General features: G+C 71.9%; 18 protein-coding genes and 2 pseudogenes. 11 read left to right on the top strand and 9 right to left on the bottom strand.

Translation table 11 applies throughout. The features are described 5' to 3' along the window. Positions 1–28: 28 nt before the first annotated feature. Together secG and QUE40_RS08705 are read left to right on the top strand one after the other, a co-directional pair. Entirely contained in the window at positions 29–277 is a 249-nt protein-coding gene (gene secG / locus QUE40_RS08710) for a preprotein translocase subunit SecG (protein WP_142005313.1), read from the top strand. 59 nt (positions 278–336) lie between these two features. Beyond that, positions 337–687: an RNA polymerase-binding protein RbpA gene (locus QUE40_RS08705; protein ID WP_142005312.1), complete on the top strand. Its 351-nt coding sequence runs from the start codon at positions 337–339 to the stop codon at positions 685–687. A 100-nt stretch (positions 688–787) separates the two neighbouring features. Here QUE40_RS08705 and pgl read toward each other — a convergent pair whose 3' ends face one another. The 6 genes from pgl to tkt are packed head-to-tail and all read right to left on the bottom strand — an operon-like array spanning position 788 to position 9,344. After that, a complete protein-coding gene (gene pgl / locus QUE40_RS08700) occupies positions 788–1,525 on the bottom strand; it encodes a 6-phosphogluconolactonase (RefSeq protein ID WP_289232898.1) in 738 nt (245 codons plus the stop codon). Continuing rightward, positions 1,522–2,823, bottom strand: coding sequence for a glucose-6-phosphate dehydrogenase assembly protein OpcA (locus tag QUE40_RS08695; protein ID WP_289232897.1), 1,302 nt, complete (start codon positions 2,821–2,823; stop codon positions 1,522–1,524). Before QUE40_RS08695 ends, pgl begins: the two co-directional genes overlap by 4 nt. Further along, positions 2,820–4,364, bottom strand: coding sequence for a glucose-6-phosphate dehydrogenase (gene zwf / locus QUE40_RS08690; protein ID WP_142005309.1), 1,545 nt, complete (start codon positions 4,362–4,364; stop codon positions 2,820–2,822). Before zwf ends, QUE40_RS08695 begins: the two co-directional genes overlap by 4 nt. After that, entirely contained in the window at positions 4,361–6,040 is a 1,680-nt protein-coding gene (locus QUE40_RS08685; protein WP_289232896.1) for a glucose-6-phosphate isomerase, read from the bottom strand. The genes zwf and QUE40_RS08685 overlap by 4 nt, the downstream gene beginning before the upstream one ends. Next, positions 6,037–7,182: a transaldolase gene (tal, locus tag QUE40_RS08680; protein WP_142005308.1), complete on the bottom strand. Its 1,146-nt coding sequence runs from the start codon at positions 7,180–7,182 to the stop codon at positions 6,037–6,039. Before tal ends, QUE40_RS08685 begins: the two co-directional genes overlap by 4 nt. Before the next feature lie 2 nt (positions 7,183–7,184). Beyond that, entirely contained in the window at positions 7,185–9,344 is a 2,160-nt protein-coding gene (gene tkt, locus QUE40_RS08675; protein WP_289232895.1) for a transketolase, read from the bottom strand. Positions 9,345–9,560: 216 nt separating this feature from the next. Here tkt and QUE40_RS08670 point away from each other — a divergent pair. Continuing rightward, positions 9,561–10,501: pseudogene (locus QUE40_RS08670) on the top strand (heme o synthase). A 228-nt stretch (positions 10,502–10,729) separates the two neighbouring features. On the opposite strand, the gene QUE40_RS08665 reads toward QUE40_RS08670, so the two are convergent. The 3 genes from QUE40_RS08665 to QUE40_RS08655 all read right to left on the bottom strand — a co-directional run bounded on the left by QUE40_RS08665 (position 10,730) and on the right by QUE40_RS08655 (position 13,157). After that, positions 10,730–11,557, bottom strand: coding sequence for a COX15/CtaA family protein (locus QUE40_RS08665; protein WP_433997058.1), 828 nt, complete (start codon positions 11,555–11,557; stop codon positions 10,730–10,732). 236 nt (positions 11,558–11,793) lie between these two features. After that, complete coding sequence (locus QUE40_RS08660; RefSeq protein ID WP_433997057.1) at positions 11,794–12,453, bottom strand: ABC-2 transporter permease; 660 nt, start codon at positions 12,451–12,453, stop codon at positions 11,794–11,796. Next, positions 12,450–13,157 carry an ABC transporter ATP-binding protein gene (locus tag QUE40_RS08655; RefSeq protein WP_289232894.1) on the bottom strand — a complete coding sequence of 236 codons (708 nt, stop codon included), beginning with the start codon at positions 13,155–13,157 and terminating at the stop codon, positions 12,450–12,452. Before QUE40_RS08655 ends, QUE40_RS08660 begins: the two co-directional genes overlap by 4 nt. 183 nt (positions 13,158–13,340) lie before the next feature. Between QUE40_RS08655 and QUE40_RS08650 the strand changes: the two genes are divergently transcribed. The 8 genes and pseudogenes from QUE40_RS08650 (at position 13,341) to QUE40_RS08615 (ending at position 20,047) form a co-directional block, all read left to right on the top strand. Beyond that, complete coding sequence (locus QUE40_RS08650; RefSeq protein WP_289232893.1) at positions 13,341–13,964, top strand: helix-turn-helix transcriptional regulator; 624 nt, start codon at positions 13,341–13,343, stop codon at positions 13,962–13,964. 176 nt (positions 13,965–14,140) lie between these two features. Next, positions 14,141–15,558, top strand: a pseudogene (sufB, locus tag QUE40_RS08645) (Fe-S cluster assembly protein SufB). Positions 15,559–15,608: 50 nt separating this feature from the next. Then, a complete protein-coding gene (sufD, locus tag QUE40_RS08640; protein WP_142005302.1) occupies positions 15,609–16,805 on the top strand; it encodes a Fe-S cluster assembly protein SufD in 1,197 nt (398 codons plus the stop codon). Continuing rightward, the gene (locus QUE40_RS08635; protein WP_142005301.1) at positions 16,805–17,152 is read left to right on the top strand and encodes a non-heme iron oxygenase ferredoxin subunit; all 348 of its coding nucleotides are present in this window, start codon (positions 16,805–16,807) and stop codon (positions 17,150–17,152) included. The genes sufD and QUE40_RS08635 overlap by 1 nt, the downstream gene beginning before the upstream one ends. An 18-nt stretch (positions 17,153–17,170) precedes the next feature. Then, positions 17,171–17,929 (top strand): Fe-S cluster assembly ATPase SufC, encoded by a 759-nt coding sequence (gene sufC / locus QUE40_RS08630; protein WP_142005300.1) that lies wholly within the window; start codon positions 17,171–17,173, stop codon positions 17,927–17,929. A 5-nt stretch (positions 17,930–17,934) separates the two neighbouring features. Beyond that, positions 17,935–19,263 (top strand): aminotransferase class V-fold PLP-dependent enzyme, encoded by a 1,329-nt coding sequence (locus tag QUE40_RS08625; RefSeq protein ID WP_289232892.1) that lies wholly within the window; start codon positions 17,935–17,937, stop codon positions 19,261–19,263. After that, positions 19,263–19,724 (top strand): Fe-S cluster assembly sulfur transfer protein SufU, encoded by a 462-nt coding sequence (sufU, locus tag QUE40_RS08620; protein ID WP_142005298.1) that lies wholly within the window; start codon positions 19,263–19,265, stop codon positions 19,722–19,724. Before QUE40_RS08625 ends, sufU begins: the two co-directional genes overlap by 1 nt. After that, positions 19,721–20,047, top strand: coding sequence for a metal-sulfur cluster assembly factor (locus QUE40_RS08615; RefSeq protein WP_142005297.1), 327 nt, complete (start codon positions 19,721–19,723; stop codon positions 20,045–20,047). The genes sufU and QUE40_RS08615 overlap by 4 nt, the downstream gene beginning before the upstream one ends. Positions 20,048–20,240: the final 193 nt, after the last annotated feature.

Here is a 20,240-nt window from a genome sequence, read left to right as displayed (position 1 = left end):
CGTTCAGCACTCGTGAGGTGGCGCCCCCGTGGACGCAGTTCGTATCGCCCTGCAGACCCTGTTGGTCATCAGCGGCCTGTTCCTGGTCCTGCTCATCCTCATGCACAAGGGCAAGGGCGGGGGCCTGTCCGACATGTTCGGCGGCGGGGTGTCCAGCAACCTGGGCGGCTCGTCGATGGCCGAGCGCAACCTCAACCGCATCACCGTCGTCGTCGGCCTGCTGTGGGCAGCGACGATCGTGGGGCTCGGTCTGCTGGACCGACTGGCCCTGTCCTGAGCCCGCACGCCGGACCCGCACGTCCGGCACCGTGACTGATCGAAGGAGCGAAACCCAGCATGGCCGGAGGGAACGCCATCCGAGGTAGCCGTGTCGGCGCCGGGCCGATGGGCGAGGCGGAGCGCGGCGAGGCCGCACCCCGAGTCGTCGTGTCGTACTGGTGCTCCAACGGGCACGAGACCCGCCCCAGCTTCGCCGAGGAGCCGGGTCTGGCCCTGCCGGAGCAGTGGGACTGCCCGCGCTGCGGCTTCCCCGCGGGCCAGGACAAGGAGAACCCGCCGGCGCCGCCGCGCGTCGAGCCGTACAAGACGCACCTGGCCTACGTGAAGGAGCGGCGCAGCGACGAGGAGGGCGCCGTCATCCTCGACGAGGCGCTCTCCTCCCTGCGCGAGCGCGGCCTGATCAAGTAGCCCGCGCCTCTGGCGGCACAGCCGCTCGACGCAGATCGAGCACGCCCCGGGCACGAACCGCGTTCTGCGGCTTCGTGCCCGGGGCGTTCTCGTGCGCCGGTCAGTCCTGCGGGAGGCCGGACGCCGCAGGCTCGTCGAGCCACCAGGTCGTGGCGAGCCGGCCGCGCACGCCCGCGGCAGGCACGTCCCACCGATCGGCGCCCGGCCGCAGCGCGGCGGCGACCGCCTCGGCCTTGTCGTCGCCGGCCACCAGGAACCACACCTGACGCGCGCGGTTCAGCGCCTCGAACGTCAGCGACACCCGCTCGGGCGGCGGCTTGGGGGAGTCGGTGACCGGGATCGCGACCGCGTCGCCGACGCGCTGCGCCGGGTGCTGCGGGAACAGCGACGCGACGTGCCCGTCCGGCCCGACGCCGAGCAGCACGACGTCGAACTCGCCCGACCCGTCGGCCCGCATCTCGTGGCCGTACGCCGTCGCGGACTCCTCGAGCGACGCCGACGCGTCGGGCCCGGCGACCCGGTGCACCCGCTCGGGCCGGAGCCCGAGGCGGTCGAGTCCGGCCTCGTCGTTCTGCACGTCGTTGCGGTCGGGGTCGCCGGCCGGCAGGTAGCGCTCGTCGCCCCACCACACCGTGACCTTCGACCAGTCGACCTGGTCGTGCGGCCCGTCGAGCACCGCCTGGACGATCGCCGAGCCCATCGAGCCACCGGTCAGGGCGACCTGCGGCTCGCGGCCCTCGGCCTGGGCGGCGGCCAGCGCCTCGACCAGGGCCGCCGCAGCCGCCCCGGCCGCGGCCTGCTTGTCGGGGTGGCGGCGCACCTGCGGCTCGGCGCTCACGACGAGGCCTTCTTCGCGGTCTTCTGCGTGGCCGACTTCTTCGCCGTCGACCGCTTGCTGGCCGACTTCTTGGCCGCCGATCGCTTCGCCGCGGCCTTCTTGCCGGTCGACTGCTTCGCGGCCGCCTTGGCACCGGACTTCTTGGTCGTCGTGCGCGGGGCACGCAGCCGGTCCTCGCTGCGCTCGGCCTTCTTGGCGTCGAGCTTGCGGGCGGCGGCCTCCTTGACCTGCTCCTCGGAGGCGGCGTCGTCGGGCTTGGCCTCGACCATCGCGCTGCCGGTGAGCTGGGCCCCGGCCCGGCGGGCACTCTCGCCCGCGCGCCGCGCCTCCTCGACGTCGGGCGCCTCGTCGGTGCGCACCGCGTCGGAGCCGCTCAGCGCGGTGGTCGACACCAGCTTCAGGCCCTTGATCAGCGCCTCCTCGTAGGAGTCGTCACGATCGAGCCGGCGCAGCTCCTCGGCCATCGCCTGGGACGTGGTCGGCTGCAGCAGGCTGACCCGGCGCACCGGCTGCCCGGGCTGGCTCATCGTCGCCAGCGTGGGGGAGGTGCGCACCACGTCGATCGGGCCCGACTCGCGCTCCAGCCGCACGCTCACGATGTCGGAGCCGGACGCCGTGCGGGCCCGCTTCACCGGGCAGCGCAGCCGCACCGCGAGCCAGCCGGCGAGCAGGTCGCTGCTCACCGAGTCGCTGGCGCCGCTGACCGTGACGTCGGTGACCGACTCGTACGGCGCCTGGTCCAGCGCCGCCGCGAGCAGGGCCCGCCACCGGGTGATCCGCGCCCACGACAGGTCGGTGTCACCGGGGACGTACGCCTTGGCCATCCGGGTCAGGGCCGCGCGCGGGTTGCGGGCGGTCTGGACGTCGGTGATCCGGCGCTGCGACAGCTCGCCGAGCGGTGACTCGCCGACGTCCTTGGGCGCCGCGCCGGGCCACCACACGACGATGGGGGAGTCGGCGAGCACCAGCGGGGTGACCACGGCCCGGCCGTGGTCGGTGAGCTTGCCGTGCATGCGCAGCACGACGATCTCGCTCGCCCCCGCGTCGCCGCCGAGCCGGATCTGCGCGTCGAGCCGGTTGACCCCGCGCCGAGTGCCGTGCACCAGCACGATGATCCGGCTGGGCGACTGGCGCGTCGACTCGGTCGCGGCCTCGATGGCCTCGTCGGCCCCGGTCTCCTCGACGTCGACGACCAGGGTCATCACCCGACCGAGGGCCACGGCCCCCATGTCGTGGCGCAGCGTGACGAGCCGCTTGGCGACCTCGCGCGTGCTGGTGTTGGGCAGGTCGACGATCACGGCATCCTCCAGACGCGGCCGTCGCGGCGCATCATCTCGTCAGCACTCTTCGGACCCCAGGTGCCCGCGGGATAGGCCTGCGGCCGCCCGGTGCGCGCCCAGAACCGCTCGACCGGGTCGAGGATCTTCCAGGACAGCTCGACCTCCTCGTGCCGCGGGAACAGCGGAGGGTCGCCGAGCAGCACGTCGAGGATGAGCCGCTCGTACGCCTCCGGGCTGGTCTCGGTGAAGGAGGAGCCGTAGCCGAAGTCCATCGTGACGTCGCGCACCTCCATGGCGCCCGCGCCGGGCACCTTCGAGCCGAAGCGCATGGTGATGCCCTCGTCGGGCTGCACCCGGATGACGATGGCGTTCTGGCCGAGCTCCTCGGTGGCGGTGTCGGTGAACGGCATCTGCGGCGCCCGCTTGAAGATCACCGCGATCTCGGTGACCCGCTTGCCGAGCCGCTTGCCGGTGCGCAGGTAGAACGGCACCCCCGCCCAGCGACGCGTCGCCACCTCGAGCTTCAGCGCGGCGTAGGTCTCGGTGCGCGAGGTGGGGCTGATGCCCTCCTCCTGCAGGTAGCCGATGACCGGTTCGCTGCCCTGCCAGCCGGCGGCGTACTGCCCGCGGGCGGTGGCCTTGCCGAAGTCGCGGGGCGTGCGCACGGCCGCGAGCACCTTCTCCTTCTCCATCCGCAGGTCGGTGGCGTCGAAGGAATTGGGCTGCTCCATGGCGGTGAGCGCGAGCAGCTGCAGCAGGTGGTTCTGGATCACGTCACGCGCGGCGCCGATGCCGTCGTAGTAGCCGGCGCGGCCCGCGATGCCGATGTCCTCGGCCATCGTGATCTGCACGTGGTCGACGTAGTGGGAGTTCCACACCGGCTCGAACATCTGGTTGGCGAAGCGCAGCGCCAGGATGTTCTGGACCGTCTCCTTGCCGAGGTAGTGGTCGATCCGGAACACCGAGTCGGCCGGGAAGACCTTCTCGACGATGGCGTTCAGCTCGCGGGCGCTCTTCAGGTCGTGCCCGAACGGCTTCTCGATGACCACCCGCCGCCAGCTGCCGCGCGAGGGTGTCGACAGCCCGCTGCGCTCCAGCTGCTCGCTCACGACCGAGAAGAACCCGGGCGGGATCGACAGGTAGAACGCGATGTTGCCGCCGGTGCCGCGCGTCTCGCCGAGCTCGTTGACGGTCTCGGCGAGCAGGTCGAACGCGGCCGGGTCGTCGAACGTGCCGGGCACGAACCGGAAGCCTTCGGCCAGGTTGCGCCACACGTCCTCGCGGAACGGCGTGCGGGCGTGCTCGCGCACGGCCTCGTAGACGATCTTGCCGAAGTCCTGGTCGGCCCAGTCGCGGCGGGCGAAGCCGACGAGCGAGAAGCCCGGCGGCAGCAGCCCGCGGTTGGACAGGTCGTAGATCGCCGGCATGAGCTTCTTCTTCGCCAGGTCACCGGTGACCCCGAAGAGCACCATGGCGCACGGCCCCGCGATGCGGGGGAGGCGCTTGTCCTCGACGTCCCGGAGCGGGTTGATCCCCTTGGCGACGCGTGCCGGGCTCACCGCGCCCCCGCGCCGTTCCCGCTGACCTCGGAGATCGCGCGGGTCAGCTGCGCGAGCCCGGCGTCGTGCGCGGTGAGGTGGAGGCGCAGCACCGGGCGACCGTGGTCGGCGAGCACCTTGGCGTCGCCGCCGGCTTGGGCGGAGACGAACTCGCCGAAGGTGAAGTCGCGGCCTGGCACCGCAAGGTCCTCCCGTGGCTCGGTGGTGATCTGCAGGTAGACCCCCTCCGGGCGGCCACCCTTGTGGTACTGCCCGGTGGAGTGCAGGAAACGCGGTCCCCAGCCGAACGTCACCGGGCGGCCGAGCGACGTGGCCAGCGGCACCCGGGTGTCGGCGAGGGCGCTGTCGGCGATCCGGTCCAGGTAGGCCATGACCGCGAGGTAACCGGTCGGGCCGAGCTGGTCGATGAGCCGGCGCAGCGCGTCGGACACCGTGCTGGCGTCGCCCAGCCAGTCGCCGCCCGCGGCGCGCACCTGGATGTCGCCGTCGACGAACGCCGGCTCGTCGGCCGCGCCGGACCCGCCGCCCAGCAGGTCGCGAGCGGCCTGCTTGGCACTCTCGACGTCGGGCTGGTCGAACGGGTTGATGCCGAGCAGGCGGCCGGCGACCGCGGTCGCGACCTCCCACAGCAGCAGCTGGGCGCCGAGCGCGCCGGAGACCCCGACGGTCGACTCGCCGCCGGTGCCGTCGCTCGAGGCGGACGTGGCGTTGTCTTCGGACTCGTCGTCGTCCGAGGGCAGCAGCAGCACCCAGGTCTCGTCGTCGGTCTGCGGGCCGTCGGCCGCCGAACCCACGACGACGGGCAGCAGACCCGTGCCGTCCTTGCCGGTGCTCTCGGCGATGAGCTGCTCGGCCCAGTCGCCGAAGCCGGTGATCTGGGTGCCGGCGTCGATCAGCACGATCTTGTCGCGCAGCGGCTCGGTGCCGCCCAGCGCCGCCCCGAGCCGGAGCCCGGGGTTGCTGGTGTCGTCGTCGGCGAGCAGGTCGGTGATCGCCTCGGCCTCGTCGAGCAGCCGCTCGATGTCGGCGCCCGCGAGCCCGCTCGGGACCAGACCGAACGCGGTGAGCGCGGAGTAGCGCCCGCCCACGTCGGGGTCGGCGTTGATCACCCGGTACCCCGCCTCGCGAGCCTCGCCGTCGAGCGGGCTGCCGGGGTCGGTGACGACGACGATCCGCTCGGCCGGGTCGATCCCGGCGTCGCGGAAGGCCTGCTCGTACGCCCGTCGCTGGCTGTCGGTCTCGACCGTCGAGCCCGACTTGGACGAGACGACCACCACGGTCGACTCGAGCCGGTCGCGCAGCGCCGCGCGCACCATGTCGGGCTGGGAGGAGTCGAGCACGGTGAGCGGCACCCCGGCGGTCGCGCAGATGACCTCGGGCGCGAGCGACGAACCGCCCATGCCGCACAGCACCACGTGGTCGACGCCCTTGCCGCGCAGGTCCTCGCGCAGCGCCGAGATCTCACCGACCAGCGGGCGCGACGAGCGGGCCAGGCCCACCCAGGACAGCCGCTTGGCGGCCTCCTCCTGGGCGGCCTCGCCCCACAGCGTCGGGTCCTGGTCGAACAGCTTGCCGGCGAAGCCGGCCTCGACCAGACCGGGCAGGTGCCGGTCGATCGCGTCCGCGGCCGCCCCCGAGGCGGTGACCGTGATGCCGATCGTGTCGGGCTCGGTCACCGCGCCGCCTCCTGCTTCTCCGGCGCACCGCCGGCCTTGGTCAGCTCGCTCTCGACGGAGCCGAGCAGCTCGCCCCAGGAGTCCTCGAACTTCTGCAGCCCCTCGACCTCGAGCAGGTCGACCACGTCGCGGTAGCTGACGCCGACCCGCTCCAGCTCGTTGAGCACCTCGCGGGCCTCGTCGTAGTGGTCGGTGACCTGGTCGCCCTTGACCTCGCCGTGGTCGGCCAGCGCCTGCAGCGTCTTCGGCGGCATGGTGTTGACCGTGTCGTCGACGGCCAGGTCGACGACGTACATCGTGTCGGAGTAGTCAGGGTTCTTGACCCCGGTCGAGGCCCACAGAGGACGCTGCACAGCAGCGCCGTCGTCGGCGAGCGTCTGCCAGCGCGAGGTCGCGAAGACCTCCTGGAAGGCCTGGTACGCCAGGCGCGCGTTCGCCACGCCGGCCTTGCCCTTGAGGGCCTTGGCCTCGTCGGTGCCGATCTCGTCGAGCCGCTTGTCGATCTCGGTGTCGACGCGGGAGACGAAGAACGACGCCACCGACCGGATGGTCGACAGGTCGATGCCCTTCTCGCGGGCCTGCTCCAGACCGGTGAGGAAGGCGTTCATCACGCCGCGGTAGCGGTCGAGGCTGAAGATCAGCGTGACGTTGACGCTGATGCCCTCGGACAGCGCCGCGGTGATGGCGGGCAGCCCCTCCTCGGTCGCGGGGATCTTGATCATCACGTTCGGCCGGTCGACCTGCTGCCACAGGCGGCGGGCCATCTCGATCGTGCCGTCGGTGTCCTTGGCCATCCGCGGGTCGACCTCGATCGACACCCGGCCGTCCTGGCCGTCGGTCGCGTCGTAGACCGGACGCATGACGTCGCACGCGTTGCGCACGTCGTCGGTGGTGAGCTCGAAGACGGCCAGCTCGACGTCGGCGCCGTTCGCGGCCAGGTCGGCGACCTGCTCGTTGTAGGCCGTCCCGTCGGACAGCGCGGTGGCGAAGATCGTCGGGTTGGTCGTCACGCCGACGACGTCCTGCTCGTCGATGAGCCGCTGCAGGTCACCGCTGGTGATCATCGGCCGGTTCAGGTCGTCGAGCCAGATGGAGACCCCGACGTCGGAGAGCGCCTTGATGCGGGGGTTGGTCGTGGCCATGTTCAGTTCCCTCCTGCTGCTGCGATGGACTCCTCGGCGGCCGACACGACCGCCTCGGGGGTGAAGCCGAACTCCTGGAACAGGGTGGCCGCATCGGCGCTGGCGCCGAAGTGGTCGATCGCGACGCTGCGGCCGGCGTCACCGATGATGTCGCTCCAGCCGAAGTCGGTCGCCGCCTCGACGCTGACCCGAGCGCGCACGGCCTTCGGCAGCACGGACTCCTGGTAGTCGTCGGGCTGCATGACGAACCACTCACGGCACGGCATGGACACCACACGAGCGTCAACGCCCTTGGCCTTCAACAACTTCCGCGCCTCGACGGCGAGCTGCACCTCGGACCCGGTGGCGACCAGGATCACGTCGGGGGTCTCGCCCGCGGCGTCGGCGAGGACGTAGGCGCCCTTCGCGACGCCGTCGGCCGAGGCGTACTCGTCGCGGTCCAGCGTCGGCACCGCCTGGCGGGTCAGCGCGAGCGCCGCCGGGTGGTCGACCGACTGCAGGATCGTCTTCCAGGCGACCGCCGTCTCGTTGGCGTCGGCCGGACGTACGACGTCCAGGCCCGGGATCGCGCGCAGCGCGGCCAGGTGCTCGATCGGCTGGTGGGTGGGGCCGTCCTCGCCCAGGCCGATCGAGTCGTGGGTCCAGACGTAGGTGACCGGCAGCTCCTGCAGCGCGGCGAGGCGCACGGCCGGGCGCATGTAGTCGGAGAACACCAGGAAGGTGCCGCCGTAGACCTTGGTGAGGCCCTCCAGCGCGATCCCGTTCATGGCCATGCCCATGGCGTTCTCGCGGATGCCGAAGTGCAGCGTGCGGCCGTACGGCCCGCCCTGCCACATGTCGGTCTGCTTGTCCTTGGGGACGAAGCTGGGCTCGCCCTCCATGGTGGTGTTGTTCGACTCGGCGAGGTCTGCGGAGCCGCCCCACAGCTCGGGCATGACCGGGGCGAGGGCGGTGAGCACCTTGCCGGACGCCGCGCGGGTGGCGATGCCCTTCTCGTCGGCCGGGAAGGTCGGGAAGGCCTCGGCGAAGCCCTCGGGCAGCTCGCGGGCGAGCAGCCGGTCGAGCAGCTTGGCGCCCTCGGGGTTGGCCTGGCGCCACGCGTCGTACTTGCGTTGCCACTCGGCGTGCACCTTCTTGCCGCGCTCGCCGCGGGTGGAGCGGGTGTGGTCGATGACCTCCTGGCTCACCTCGAAGGTCTTGTCGGTGTCGAAGCCGAGGATCTTCTTGGTCGCGGCGACCTCCTCGTCGCCGAGGGCCGAGCCGTGCGCCTTCCCCGTGTCCATCTTGTTGGGGGCGGGCCAGGCGATGATCGTGCGCAGCACGATCAGGCTCGGCTTATCGAGGACCTTGTTGCCCTCCTCGATCGCCTGCAGCAACGCGTCGACGTCCTCGACGTAGCCGCCGCCGTTCTCGTCGGCGGAGGCGCGCCAGTCGATGATCCGCACGTCCCAGCCGTAGGCCTCGTACCGCTTGGCGACGTCCTCGCTGAACGACACGTCGGTGTCGTCCTCGATCGAGATGTAGTTCTCGTCGTAGATCAGCGTGAGGTTGCCGAGCTCCTGGTGGCCGGCGAGCGAGCTGGCCTCGGAGGAGACGCCCTCCATGATGTCGCCGTCGGAGGCGATGACGTAGACGTGGTGGTCGAACGGGCTCTCGCCGGGCGCGGCGTCGGGGTCGAGCATGCCGCGCTGGCGACGCTGCGCCATGGCCATGCCGACCGCGGAGGCCAGGCCCGAGCCGAGCGGCCCGGTGGTGATGTCGATGCCCGCGGTGTGGTGGACCTCGGGGTGACCCGGCGTCTTGGACTTGAACGTGCGCAGCGCCTGCAGGTCGGACAGCTCCATGTCCATGCCGGACAGGTAGAGCTGGATGTACTGCGTCAGGCTGCTGTGCCCCGCCGAGAGCACGAACCGGTCACGACCGAACCACTCCAGGTCGTTCGGGTCGTACTCCATCACGTCGTGGTAGAGCAGGTACGCCAGCGGCGCCAGGCTCATCGCGGTGCCCGGGTGGCCGTTGCCGGCCTTCTGCACGGCGTCGGCGGCGAGGACGCGGACGGTGTCGACCGCGCGGACGTCCAGGTCGGTCCAACCGGTGCGAGACACGATGGGGTCGGCGAGGCTGCTGTCGCGGCGGCCGGCGGAAGACTGGTCGTTGGTCACGAGTGCTGGCTCCTTCAAGGGTCGGCCATTGATTCGGTCCCGAGCCTAGTCGCGTGGGTCCACGCCGCACGAGGCCCGGGACCGGGGGCGGCTGAATGGCGTTCGCCCCCGGCTAGACTGGGACAACCACCCGACCACCGGACGGTGTTCCCGGGGGTGTCCCACCACACACGAGCCGTGACGAAGGATGCCGTGACCGCCACCGAGCCGCGCCCGATCCCTGCCGCGGGGACGTCGCACGCGTCGCCGGGAGCCCCGCAGCGCAGTGCGCGCCAGGTGGTTGCCGACTACGTCTCGCTCACCAAGCCCCGCATCATCGAGCTGCTGCTCGTCACCACCTTCCCGGTGATGTTCCTCGCCGAGCGCGGGGTGCCGAGCCTGTGGCTGATCCTCGCCACGCTCATCGGCGGCAGCCTGTCGGCCGGGTCGGCCAACACGCTCAACTGCTACCTCGACCGCGACATCGACCGGCTCATGCACCGCACCGAGGGGCGGCCGCTGGTCACCGGCGCGATCACCCCCGGGCCGCGCTGACCTTCGGGCTGGTGCTCGGCGTCGCGTCGGTGCTGTGGCTCGGGCTGCTGGTCAACTGGCTCTCGGCGATGCTCTCGCTCGGTGCCATCGCGCTGTACGTCGGCTTCTACACGATGCTGCTCAAGCGCCGCACGTCCCAGAACATCGTCTGGGGCGGGGTCGCCGGATGCATGCCGGTGCTGATCGGCTGGTCCGCGGTCACGAACTCGCTCAGCTGGGCGGCGGTCGTGCTGTTCCTCGTGGTCTTCTTCTGGACCCCGCCGCACTACTGGCCGCTGTCGATGCGCTTCCGCGACGACTACGCCGCCGCCGGCGTCCCCATGCTGCCCGTCGTCGCCGAGCGGCAGCAGGTCGCCCGCCAGGTCGTGCTGTACGCCTGGGCCACCGTGCTCACCTCGCTCGCCCTGATCCCGGTCGGCGGCATGGGCTGGGTCTACACCGTCGTCGCGGTCGTGAGCGGCGGCGTCTTCCTGCTCGAGTCGCACCGGCTGCAGCGCGCCGCCGGGCACCCCGAGGGCGCGGGCATGCGCCCCATGCGCCTGTTCCACTTCTCGATCAGCTACCTGACGCTGGTCTTCCTCGGGGTCGCGATCGACCCGCTGTGGCACCTGCCGCTCGGCTGACCCAGCCCCGCGCGGCTCCGGCGCGGCTCGGCCCCCGGCCACACTTCGTACGTCAACGCACGATCTGAGCGGGGAGGCCCAGGATTCCGCGGGCCGGCTCGGCATTTCGTACGTCAACGCACGATCTGGGGCGGGCGGGCCCGGGATTCCGCGGGCGGGCTCGGCATTTCGTACGTCAACGCACGATCTGCGGCGAGCGCCGCCCGGGTGCGGGGCCGGCCGGCCGGGTCAGGCCGTGACGAGGTCCCGGCTGCGCAGCGTGAGGACCGCCCAGGTGACCGCGACGACCAGCAGCGACGCGGCGAGCATGTGCACCAGCACGAGCAGCCACGGGATGCCGGTGAAGTACTGCAGGTAGCCGAGCCCGCCCTGGAACAGGGTGAGGCCGAGGACCACCAGCCAGGCCCGGCGTACGCGCTCGCTGGCCCCGGTGGCATGCGTCGCCACGAGCACCGCGACGACCAGGCCGACGAACAGCATGACCGCGTCGGCGTGCAGCCAGGACACGCTGCGCGGGTCGAACCCGAAGCGTGGGGTGTCGGCGTCGCCGGAGTGCGGGCCGCTGCCGGTGACCACCGTGCCGAGCGCGAGCACGACCGCCAGCACCGCGCTCACGGCGTAGGCGACGGAGCGGATCGCGGGGTGCACGTCGCTGGTCGGCGGCTCGTCACCCTCCTGCGTCACCCGGTAGAGCAGGTAGGTCGACAACCAGATCAGCACCATCGAGGCCAGGAAGTGCAGCGCGACGGTGGTCGGGCTGAGCCCGGTGAGCACGGTGATGCCGCCGACGACGGCCTGCAGCCCGACCCCGATCAGCGGCAGGAAGGCCAAGCGCTTCAACGCTGCTCGCTCGGGCGCCAGCTTCCAGATCGCGACGATCACCAGCAGCGCCGCGATCGACACGACGCCGGTGAGGGTGCGGTTGCCGAACTCGATGAACTTGCGGAAGCCCTCCTCCTGCCCGGCCACCGGGACGAAGGAGTCCGCGGTGCAGCGCGGCCAGGTCGGGCAGCCCAGGCCCGAGCCGGTGAGGCGCACCAGGCCGCCGGTGACCACGATGCCGACCTCGGCGACGAGGTTGACGATCAGCAGTCGGCGCAGCCACGGGTTGGCGGGGAGTCGGGCACCCGACGAGGGTAGGTCGCGACCTCGGGCGACCCGGCGACCGGGTCGGTCGTTCGCGCAGCGGCCGGGTCAGTCGCTCCAGCGGAACAGCCGCGCCACGAGCGCCGTGCCGAGGACGCTCCAGGCCGCGAGCACCAGGGTGGCCGCGACCGGCAGGCCGCCGTGCATCAGGGCCGAGCGGAGTCCGTCGCCGAGCGCGCCGGAGGGCAGCCACGGGGTGACCTGCTCCAGCGGGGCGGGCAGCAGCCGGCTCGGCAGCAGCAGGCCGCCGCCGACGAGCAGCAGCACCCACACCAGGTTCGCGAGCGCGAGCACCCCTCGGCGCGCACCGCGCCGGCGAGGGTCAGCGCGAGGCAGACGAAGGCGTACGCCCCGAGCGCGACCAGCAGCAGCGCGCCGGGCAGCCCGGACCAGGCCGGGCGCCAGCCGAGCGCGAGGCCGAGGGCGCCGAGCACCGCCAGCTGCACGAGCAGCACGGCGCCGACCGCGGCCGCCTTGCCGGCGAGCAGCCCGCGCGGCCCCAGCGGGGTGACGCCGAGCAGGCGGAGCAGGCCGTAGCGCCGGTCGAACGCGGTGGCGATGGCCTGCCCGGTGAACGCGGTCGAGACGACCGCCAGCGCGAGCACGCCGGGGGTCGCCACGTCGACGCGCGGCTCGGGCCCGAGGTCGGGGAAGGAGGCGCGCACCAGCCCGACCAGCGCCAGCGCCGGCAGCACCAGCGACACGAGCAGCTGCTCGCCGTTGGACAGCAGCGTGCGGGTCTCGAACACCGCCTGGGCGCGGATGCGCTGCAGCGGTGCCGCAGGGGCGGCCGCGACGTGGCTCATCGCACGTCCTCGGTGAGGGTGAAGTACGTCTGCTCCAGCCCGGCGGACCCGCCCACCTCGTCGACGGTGCCCTCGGCGACCACCCGGCCGCGGGCCACGACGACGACCTTGTCGGCCAGCCGCTCGGCCTCGCCGAAGGAGTGGGTGGAGACCACGAGCGTGGCGCCGAGGTCGCGCACCTCGTCCAGCAGCCGCCACACGTCGCGCCGGGCGTGCGGGTCGAGCCCGGCGGTGGGCTCGTCGAGGAAGATGACCTCCGGGCGCCCGACGAGAGCCGCCGCGAGGGCGACCCGCTGGCGCTGACCACCGGACAACCGGCGTACGGCCGTGCCGGCGAAGGCGTCGATGCCCAGCCGGGCGACGAGGTCGTCGACGTCGGCGGGTCGGCGGTGCATGGCGGCCAGGTGGGTGAGCAACCGGCGCGGCTTGGTGCCGCCGGGGAGGCCGCCGTCCTGCAGCATCACACCGACGCGGGCGCGGTGCTCGGCGTCGGCGCGCCACGGGTCGCGGCCGAGCACCCGCACGGTGCCGGCGTCGGGGCAGCGCAGCCCCTCGGCCATCTCGATCATCGTGGTCTTGCCGGCGCCGTTGGGGCCGAGCACCGCGGTGATGCGGCCGGCCTCGGCCGTCCAGGACATGTCGTCCAGCGCGACGACGTCGCCGTAGCGATGGCGCAGGCCTGCCACGACGACGGTCTCGGTCACGACCGAGGATTCTAGGCCGCGCCGCGACCTCCCCAGCGGGTGGCCTCCGGCCGCGGTCCCGGGTCTCGGGTCTCGGGCTCGGGGCGGCGGGCACCGGTACGACCTCGCGCGCGGCTGCGGCTCGCTCGCGGGTAAGGATCACCTGACTATGCGAGCCCCGGGCAATTAGGTCACACTGATGTTGTGATTTTTGCGCTGGACGCCACCGCGCCCTCGGCACCGCCGGTGCCGGGCGGGCGTGCTGGCTCGCGCGAGGACCTGGCCGCGGCGCCCGACAGCACCCGCGAGCGAGTGAAGCAGACCATCTCGGAGCACGGCCCGGTCACCGCCGGCGAGCTCGCGCAGCGCCTGGGGCTCACGCCCGCCGCGGTGCGTCGCCACCTGGAGAGCCTGGCCGAGGCGGGGCTGGTCGAGGAGCACGAGAAGGCCGGCGCCCAGGTGCGCCGCCGGGGTCGGCCCGCACGGTCGTACGTCCTGTCCGAGGCCGGGCACGCCGACCTGCGCGGCGACTACCGCGACCTCGCCGCCGAGGTGCTGCACTTCCTCGCCGAGCAGGGGAGAGGCTGCCGTCGCCGCGTTCGCGCAGCGCCGGGCGGCCGATCTCGCGACCCGGCTCGGTCGCCACGTGCAGGACCACGACCGCCCGCTCGCCGAGCGCACCGAGGCGCTGGCCGCCGGGCTGCGCCGCGAGGGCTACGCCGCCTCGGCCCGGCCCGTCGGCGACGACACCCCGCTCGCCGGCGTGCAGCTGTGCCAGGGACACTGCCCGGTGCGCGACGTCGCCGCCGAGTTCCCCCAGATCTGTGACGCCGAGGCGGAAATGTTCTCCGCGCTGCTCGGCGTTCACGTGCAGAGACTTGCCACGCAGGCGCAGGGCGACCACGTCTGCACCACCTTCGTTCCGCTGACCCCCAAGCCCGCGACGACGCACCCACTGACCGCGCCGTTCGAGCGAACTCCCCCGCGACAGAAAGGGACGCCAGATGAGCACCATCGAAGAGCTCAACCCCGGTCTGAAGGACCTCGGCCGTTACGAGTACGGCTGGGCCGACACCGACGTCGCCGGAGCCTCCGCCCGCCGCGGTCTCTCCGACGAGGTCGCCGCCGACATCTCCCGGCTGAAGAACGAGCCGGAGTGGATGCTGAAGAACCGGCTCAAGGCGCTGCGCCTGTTCGACAAGAAGCCGATGCCCACGTGGGGCAGCGACCTGTCCGGCATCGACTTCGACAACATCAAGTACTTCGTCCGCTCCACCGAGAAGCAGGCGACCACCTGGGACGAGCTGCCCGAGGACATCAAGAACACCTACGACAAGCTCGGCATCCCCGAGGCCGAGAAGCAGCGGCTGATCGCCGGCGTCGCGGCGCAGTACGAGTCGGAGGTCGTCTACCACCAGATCCGCGAGGACCTGGAGGAGAAGGGCGTCGTCTTCGTCGACACCGACACCGGCCTGCGCGAGCACGAGGAGCTCTTCAAGGAGTACTTCGGCTCGGTCATCCCGAGCGGTGACAACAAGTTCGCCGCGCTCAACACGGCCGTGTGGTCGGGCGGGTCGTTCATCTACGTCCCCAAGGGCGTGCACGTGGACATCCCGCTGCAGGCGTACTTCCGCATCAACACCGAGAACATGGGTCAGTTCGAGCGGACGCTGATCATCGCCGACGAGGGCTCGTACGTGCACTACGTCGAGGGCTGCACGGCGCCGATCTACCAGAGCGACTCGCTGCACTCGGCGGTCGTCGAGATCGTCGTGAAGAAGAACGCCCGGGTGCGCTACACGACCATCCAGAACTGGTCGAACAACGTCTACAACCTCGTCACCAAGCGCGCCACCTGCGAGGAGGGCGCGACGATGGAGTGGATCGACGGCAACATCGGCTCCAAGGTGACGATGAAGTACCCCGCCGTCTTCCTGCTCGGCGAGCACGCCAAGGGCGAGACCCTGTCGGTCGCGTTCGCGGGCGAGGGCCAGCACCAGGACGCCGGCGCCAAGATGGTGCACGCCGCCCCCACACCTCCTCGACGATCGTGTCGAAGTCGGTCGCGCGCGGCGGCGGCCGCGCGTCCTACCGCGGGCTCGTGCAGGTGCTGGAGGGCGCCGAGCACAGCAAGTCCTCCGTGGTCTGCGACGCGCTGCTGGTCGACCAGATCAGCCGGTCCGACACCTACCCCTACGTCGACGTCCGCGAGGACGACGTGCAGATGGGGCACGAGGCGACCGTCTCCAAGGTGAGCGAGGACCAGCTGTTCTACCTGCGCAGCCGCGGGCTCTCCGAGGAGGAGGCCATGGCGATGATCGTGCGCGGCTTCGTCGAGCCGATCGCGCGCGAGCTGCCGATGGAGTACGCCCTGGAGCTCAACCGGCTCATCGAGCTGCAGATGGAGGGCGCGGTCGGCTGATCCCCGCGCCGCCCCGCGTCCCCACCACTGCCCGGAAGGAAAACCCGTAGATGTCCCTGCTCACCCCGGAGAGCAAGTCCCACGTCGACCCGGCCGCCCTCGCGTCCGGCTCGGTGCCCGAACAGTCCCGCGCCGAGCGCGCGACCTCCTTCGAGGTCGCCGACTTCCCCGTGCCCAACGGGCGCGAGGAGGAGTGGCGCTTCACCCCCGTCGACCGGCTCGGCGGGCTGTTCGCCGACGAGCCCGCCGACGACCGCGAGGGCGACCCGGCGGTGTCGGTCGACGTGTCGGCGATCGAGCAGCTGGTGCAGACGCCGCTGGCTCCCGGGCAGGCGCCGCGCGGCACCGTGCTGACCCCGGCCGACCGGGCGGCCGTGGTGGCCTCGGCCAACACGCCGGAGGCGCTGCACGTGCAGATCCCGGCCAACCACGTCGCCGCTGAGCCGCTGCGCATCAACGTGCACGGCAACGGCGTCGGCCGGCGCAGCAACTCCCACGTCGTGCTCGAGGCGGGCGTCAACAGCCAGGCGCTGGTGATCATCGACCACACCGGCAGCGCCGACCTCACGGGCAACCTCGAGGTCGTCACCGGTGACGGCGCGCAGCTGACCGTGGTGTCGCTGCAGCGCTGGGAGGACGACGCCAACCACCTCGGCCAGCACGACGCGCTGGTCGGGCGCGACGCGACGTACAAGCACATCGCGGTGAGCCTCGGCGGCGGGATCGTGCGGCTGAACAGCAACGTCCGCTACGCCGGTGCCGGCGGCGACGCGACCCTGCTCGGCGTCTACTTCGCCGACGCGGGCCAGCACCTGGAGCACCGCTCGTTCGTCGACCACAACGCCCCGCGCGGGACCTCGCTGGTCACCTACAAGGGCGCCCTGCAGGGCGACACGGCGCACACGGTGTGGGTCGGCGACGTGCTGATCCGCGCCGAGGCCGAGGGCATCGAGACCTACGAGCTCAACCGCAACCTGCTGCTCACCGACGGGGCGCGCGCCGACTCGGTCCCCAACCTGGAGATCGAGACCGGCGAGATCGCCGGGGCGGGGCACGCCTCCTCGACCGGCCGTTTCGACGACGAGCAGCTGTTCTACCTGATGGCCCGCGGCATCCCCGAGCAGGAGGCGCGCCGCCTGGTCGTGCGCGGCTTCTTCGCCGACATCATCGGCAAGATCGGCGTGCCCGAGGTCGTCGAGACGTTGATGGAGGCCATCGAGCACGAGCTGGCCCAGGCGGGGGAGTGATGAGCGACCCCACCACCGACCAGTTCGTCCGGGTGTGCCGGGTCGATGAGCTGCCCGACGACGAGGCGGCGGTCGCCGAGATCGACGGCCACCGGGTCGCGATCGTGCGCACCGACGACGGCGTCGTGCACGCGGTCGACGACACCTGCAGCCACCAGAACGTCTCGCTCGCCGAGGGCGAGGTCGACGGCTGCACCATCGAGTGCTGGCTGCACGGCTCGCGCTTCGACCTGCGCACCGGTGAGCCCACCGGTCTCCCGGCCACCCAGCCCATCGCCGTCTATCCCGTGCGCGTCGAGGACGACGAGGTCTTCGTCTCCCTGACGCCCCAGAACCCCATCAGCTGACAAAGGACGAGAACACAGATGACCACGTTGGAGATTCGCGACCTGCACGTCTCGGTCGAGACCGAGCAGGGCGCCAAGGAGATCCTCAAGGGCGTCGACCTGACGGTCCGCTCGGGCGAGACCCACGCGATCATGGGGCCGAACGGCTCGGGCAAGTCCACGCTGGCGTACTCCATCGCCGGGCACCCGAAGTACGTCGTCACCTCCGGCAGCGTCACGCTCGACGGCGAGGACGTGCTTGAGATGGACATCGACGAGCGCGCCCGCGCCGGCCTGTTCCTCGCGATGCAGTACCCCGTCGAGGTGCCGGGCGTCACGGTGAGCAACTTCCTGCGCACCGCCAAGACCGCGATCGACGGCGAGTCGCCGAAGCTGCGCACCTGGGTCAAGGACGTCAAGACCTCCATGGAGAACCTGCGCATGGACCCGGCGTTCGCCGAGCGCAACGTCAACGAGGGCTTCTCCGGTGGTGAGAAGAAGCGCCACGAGATCCTCCAGATGGAGCTGCTCAAGCCGAAGATCGCCGTGCTCGACGAGACCGACTCCGGCCTCGACGTCGACGCCCTGCGCGTCGTCTCCGAGGGCGTCAACCGGGTGCGCGAGGCCAGCGACATGGGCGTCCTGCTCATCACGCACTACACGCGCATCCTCAACTACATCAAGCCCGACTTCGTGCACGTCTTCGTCGACGGCAAGATCGCCGAGGAGGGCGGCCCCGAGCTGGCCGACCGTCTCGAGGCCGAGGGCTACGACCGCTTCCTGAAGGTGAAGGCCTGATCCCGATGACCGAGCGGCACGACACGGCCTCGACGGGGCTGGCCCCCGCCGAGGTCGAGGCCGTGCGGGCCGACGTCCCCACGCTGGCCCGCACGGTCCGCGACGGGCGACCCCTGGTCTATCTCGACTCCGGCGCCACGTCGCTCAAGCCGACGCCGGTGCTCGACGCGGAGCGGGAGTTCTACGAGCAGCACAACTCGGCGGTCCACCGCGGCGCGCACCAGCTCGCCGAGGAGGCCACCGACGCCTTCGAGCAGGCGCGTGAGCGCATCGCCCGGTTCGTCGGGGCGCAGCCGGGCGAGATCGTGTTCACCAAGAACGCCACCGAGGCGCTCAACCTGGTCGCCTACGCCTTCAGCAACGCGGCGGCTCCCGGCGCCATGGACGGCGTGGATCCTGCTGTGGCGCAACGGTTCTCGCTCGGCCCGGGTGACGAGATCGTGGTCACCGAGATGGAGCACCACGCCAACCTGGTGCCGTGGCAGGAGCTGGCGCGGCGCACCGGCGCGACCTTCCGGTGGATCGGTGTGACCGACGACGGCCGGCTCGACCTGAGCGACCTCGAGGAGGTCGTGACCGAGCGCACCAAGGTGCTGGCCTTCAGCCACGTCTCCAACGTCGTGGCCACGGTCAACCCGGTCGAGCAGCTCGTCGCGCGGGCCCGTGAGGTCGGCGCGCTGGTGGTGCTCGACGCGTGCCAGTCGGTGCCGCACCTGCCGGTCGACGTGACCGAGCTGGGCGTCGACTTCGCCGCGTTCAGCGGGCACAAGATGCTGGGCCCGCTCGGCATCGGCGTGCTGTGGGGCCGCCCCGAGCTGCTCGCCGCGATGCCGCCGTTCATCACCGGTGGGTCGATGATCCGCACGGTGCGGATGGAGGGCACGACCTACGACGCGCCCCCGCAGCGCTTCGAGGCCGGCACCCCCGTCGTCGCCCAGGCGGTCGGCCTCGCCGCCGCCTGCGACTACCTCTCCGAGCTCGGCATGGACCGGGTGGCCGCGCACGACCAGGTGCTGATGGCGTACCTGCTCGACGGGCTCGCGCAGCGCCCGTGGGTGCGCGTGCTCGGGCCGGCCGACGCCGAGTCCCGTGCCGGCGCAGTCGCTTTCGAGGTCGACGGCGTGCACCCGCACGACGTCGGGCAGGTGCTCGACGACGCCGGCGTGGCCGTGCGCACCGGGCACCACTGCGCCTGGCCGCTGCACCGCCGGCTCGGCGTCAACGCCAGCACGCGCGCCAGCTTCGGGCCGTACACCACCACCGACGACCTCGACGCGTTCCTCACCGCGCTCGACCGCGTCCCGGAGGTCTTCAAGCTGGGGGAGAGCGCCTGATGGACCTCTATCAGGAGCTCATCCTCGAGCACTCCAAGCGGCCGCAGCACGCCGGGCTGCGCGAGCCGTTCGAGGGCGAGGCCTACCACGTCAACACCACCTGCGGCGACGAGGTGACCCTGCGCGTGCACCGCGACGGCGACACCGTGGTGGACGTGTCGTACGACGCGCTCGGCTGCTCCATCTCCGTCGCCTCGGCCTCGATCCTGGCCGAGGAGAGCATCGGGCACAGCCTCGAGGAGGTCCGCGAGACCTATGCCGCGATGCGCGGCATGCTCACCAGCAAGGGAGCCGACCCCGGCGACGAGGAGACCATCGGCGACGGCGTCGCCCTCGCCGGCGTCGCCAAGTACCCCGCCCGCGTGAAGTGCGCCCTGCTGCCCTGGGCAGCGCTCACCGACGCACTCGCACGCACCGGCGCAGACATCAGCCCCGAACCGACCAGCGGGAGGACCGCATGAGCGACACCCAGACCCCGGCCAACGTCGCCGACGTCGAGGAGGCCATGCGCGACGTGGTCGACCCCGAGCTCGGCATCAACGTCGTCGACCTCGGACTCGTCTACGGCATCACCGTCGACCCCGAGGGCCACGCCGTGCTCGACATGACCCTGACCTCGGCGGCCTGTCCGCTCACCGACGTCATCGAGGACCAGACCACCGCCGCGCTCGACGGGCTGGTGTCCTCCTCCCGGATCAACTGGGTGTGGATGCCGCCGTGGGGCCCGGACAAGATCACCGACGACGGCCGCGAGCAGCTGCGGGCGCTGGGCTTCAATATCTAGTTCCTTTGGATTCGGCTCCTCCGCCGAGAGTCCGTCGCAGGCTCCGGTCTCCTCGGCATCGTCGCCGAATCGGCGGCGTCCGGGCCTGACCAGGTGCCGTCGCCCGGCGGCTGCATTTCGTGCGCCAGTGAACGATCTGGGGGAGGCAACCCGCGGGATTCCCGGGGTTGCCTCCCTCATTTCGTGCACCGGT

Origin of the sequence: Barrientosiimonas endolithica, from assembly GCF_030296655.1 — a bacterium.
GTDB lineage: Bacteria > Actinomycetota > Actinomycetes > Actinomycetales > Dermatophilaceae > Barrientosiimonas > Barrientosiimonas humi.
The sequence above is the reverse complement of the archived record's forward strand: the minus strand, read 5'-3'. Positions and strand labels throughout refer to the sequence as shown.

Bases quoted from the DNA above. Each gene is read 5' to 3' on its own strand.
- sufC (WP_142005300.1), top strand. From the start codon at position 17,171: ATGACCACGTTGGAGATTCGCGACCTGCACGTCTCGGTCGAGACCGAG.
- QUE40_RS08635 (WP_142005301.1), top strand. From the start codon at position 16,805: ATGAGCGACCCCACCACCGACCAGTTCGTCCGGGTGTGCCGGGTCGAT.
- tal (WP_142005308.1), bottom strand. From the start codon at position 7,182: ATGGCCACGACCAACCCCCGCATCAAGGCGCTCTCCGACGTCGGGGTC.
- QUE40_RS08705 (WP_142005312.1), top strand. From the start codon at position 337: ATGGCCGGAGGGAACGCCATCCGAGGTAGCCGTGTCGGCGCCGGGCCG.
- sufD (WP_142005302.1), top strand. From the start codon at position 15,609: ATGTCCCTGCTCACCCCGGAGAGCAAGTCCCACGTCGACCCGGCCGCC.
- QUE40_RS08660 (WP_433997057.1), bottom strand. From the start codon at position 12,453: ATGAGCCACGTCGCGGCCGCCCCTGCGGCACCGCTGCAGCGCATCCGC.
- sufU (WP_142005298.1), top strand. From the start codon at position 19,263: ATGGACCTCTATCAGGAGCTCATCCTCGAGCACTCCAAGCGGCCGCAG.
- QUE40_RS08625 (WP_289232892.1), top strand. From the start codon at position 17,935: ATGACCGAGCGGCACGACACGGCCTCGACGGGGCTGGCCCCCGCCGAG.
- QUE40_RS08615 (WP_142005297.1), top strand. From the start codon at position 19,721: ATGAGCGACACCCAGACCCCGGCCAACGTCGCCGACGTCGAGGAGGCC.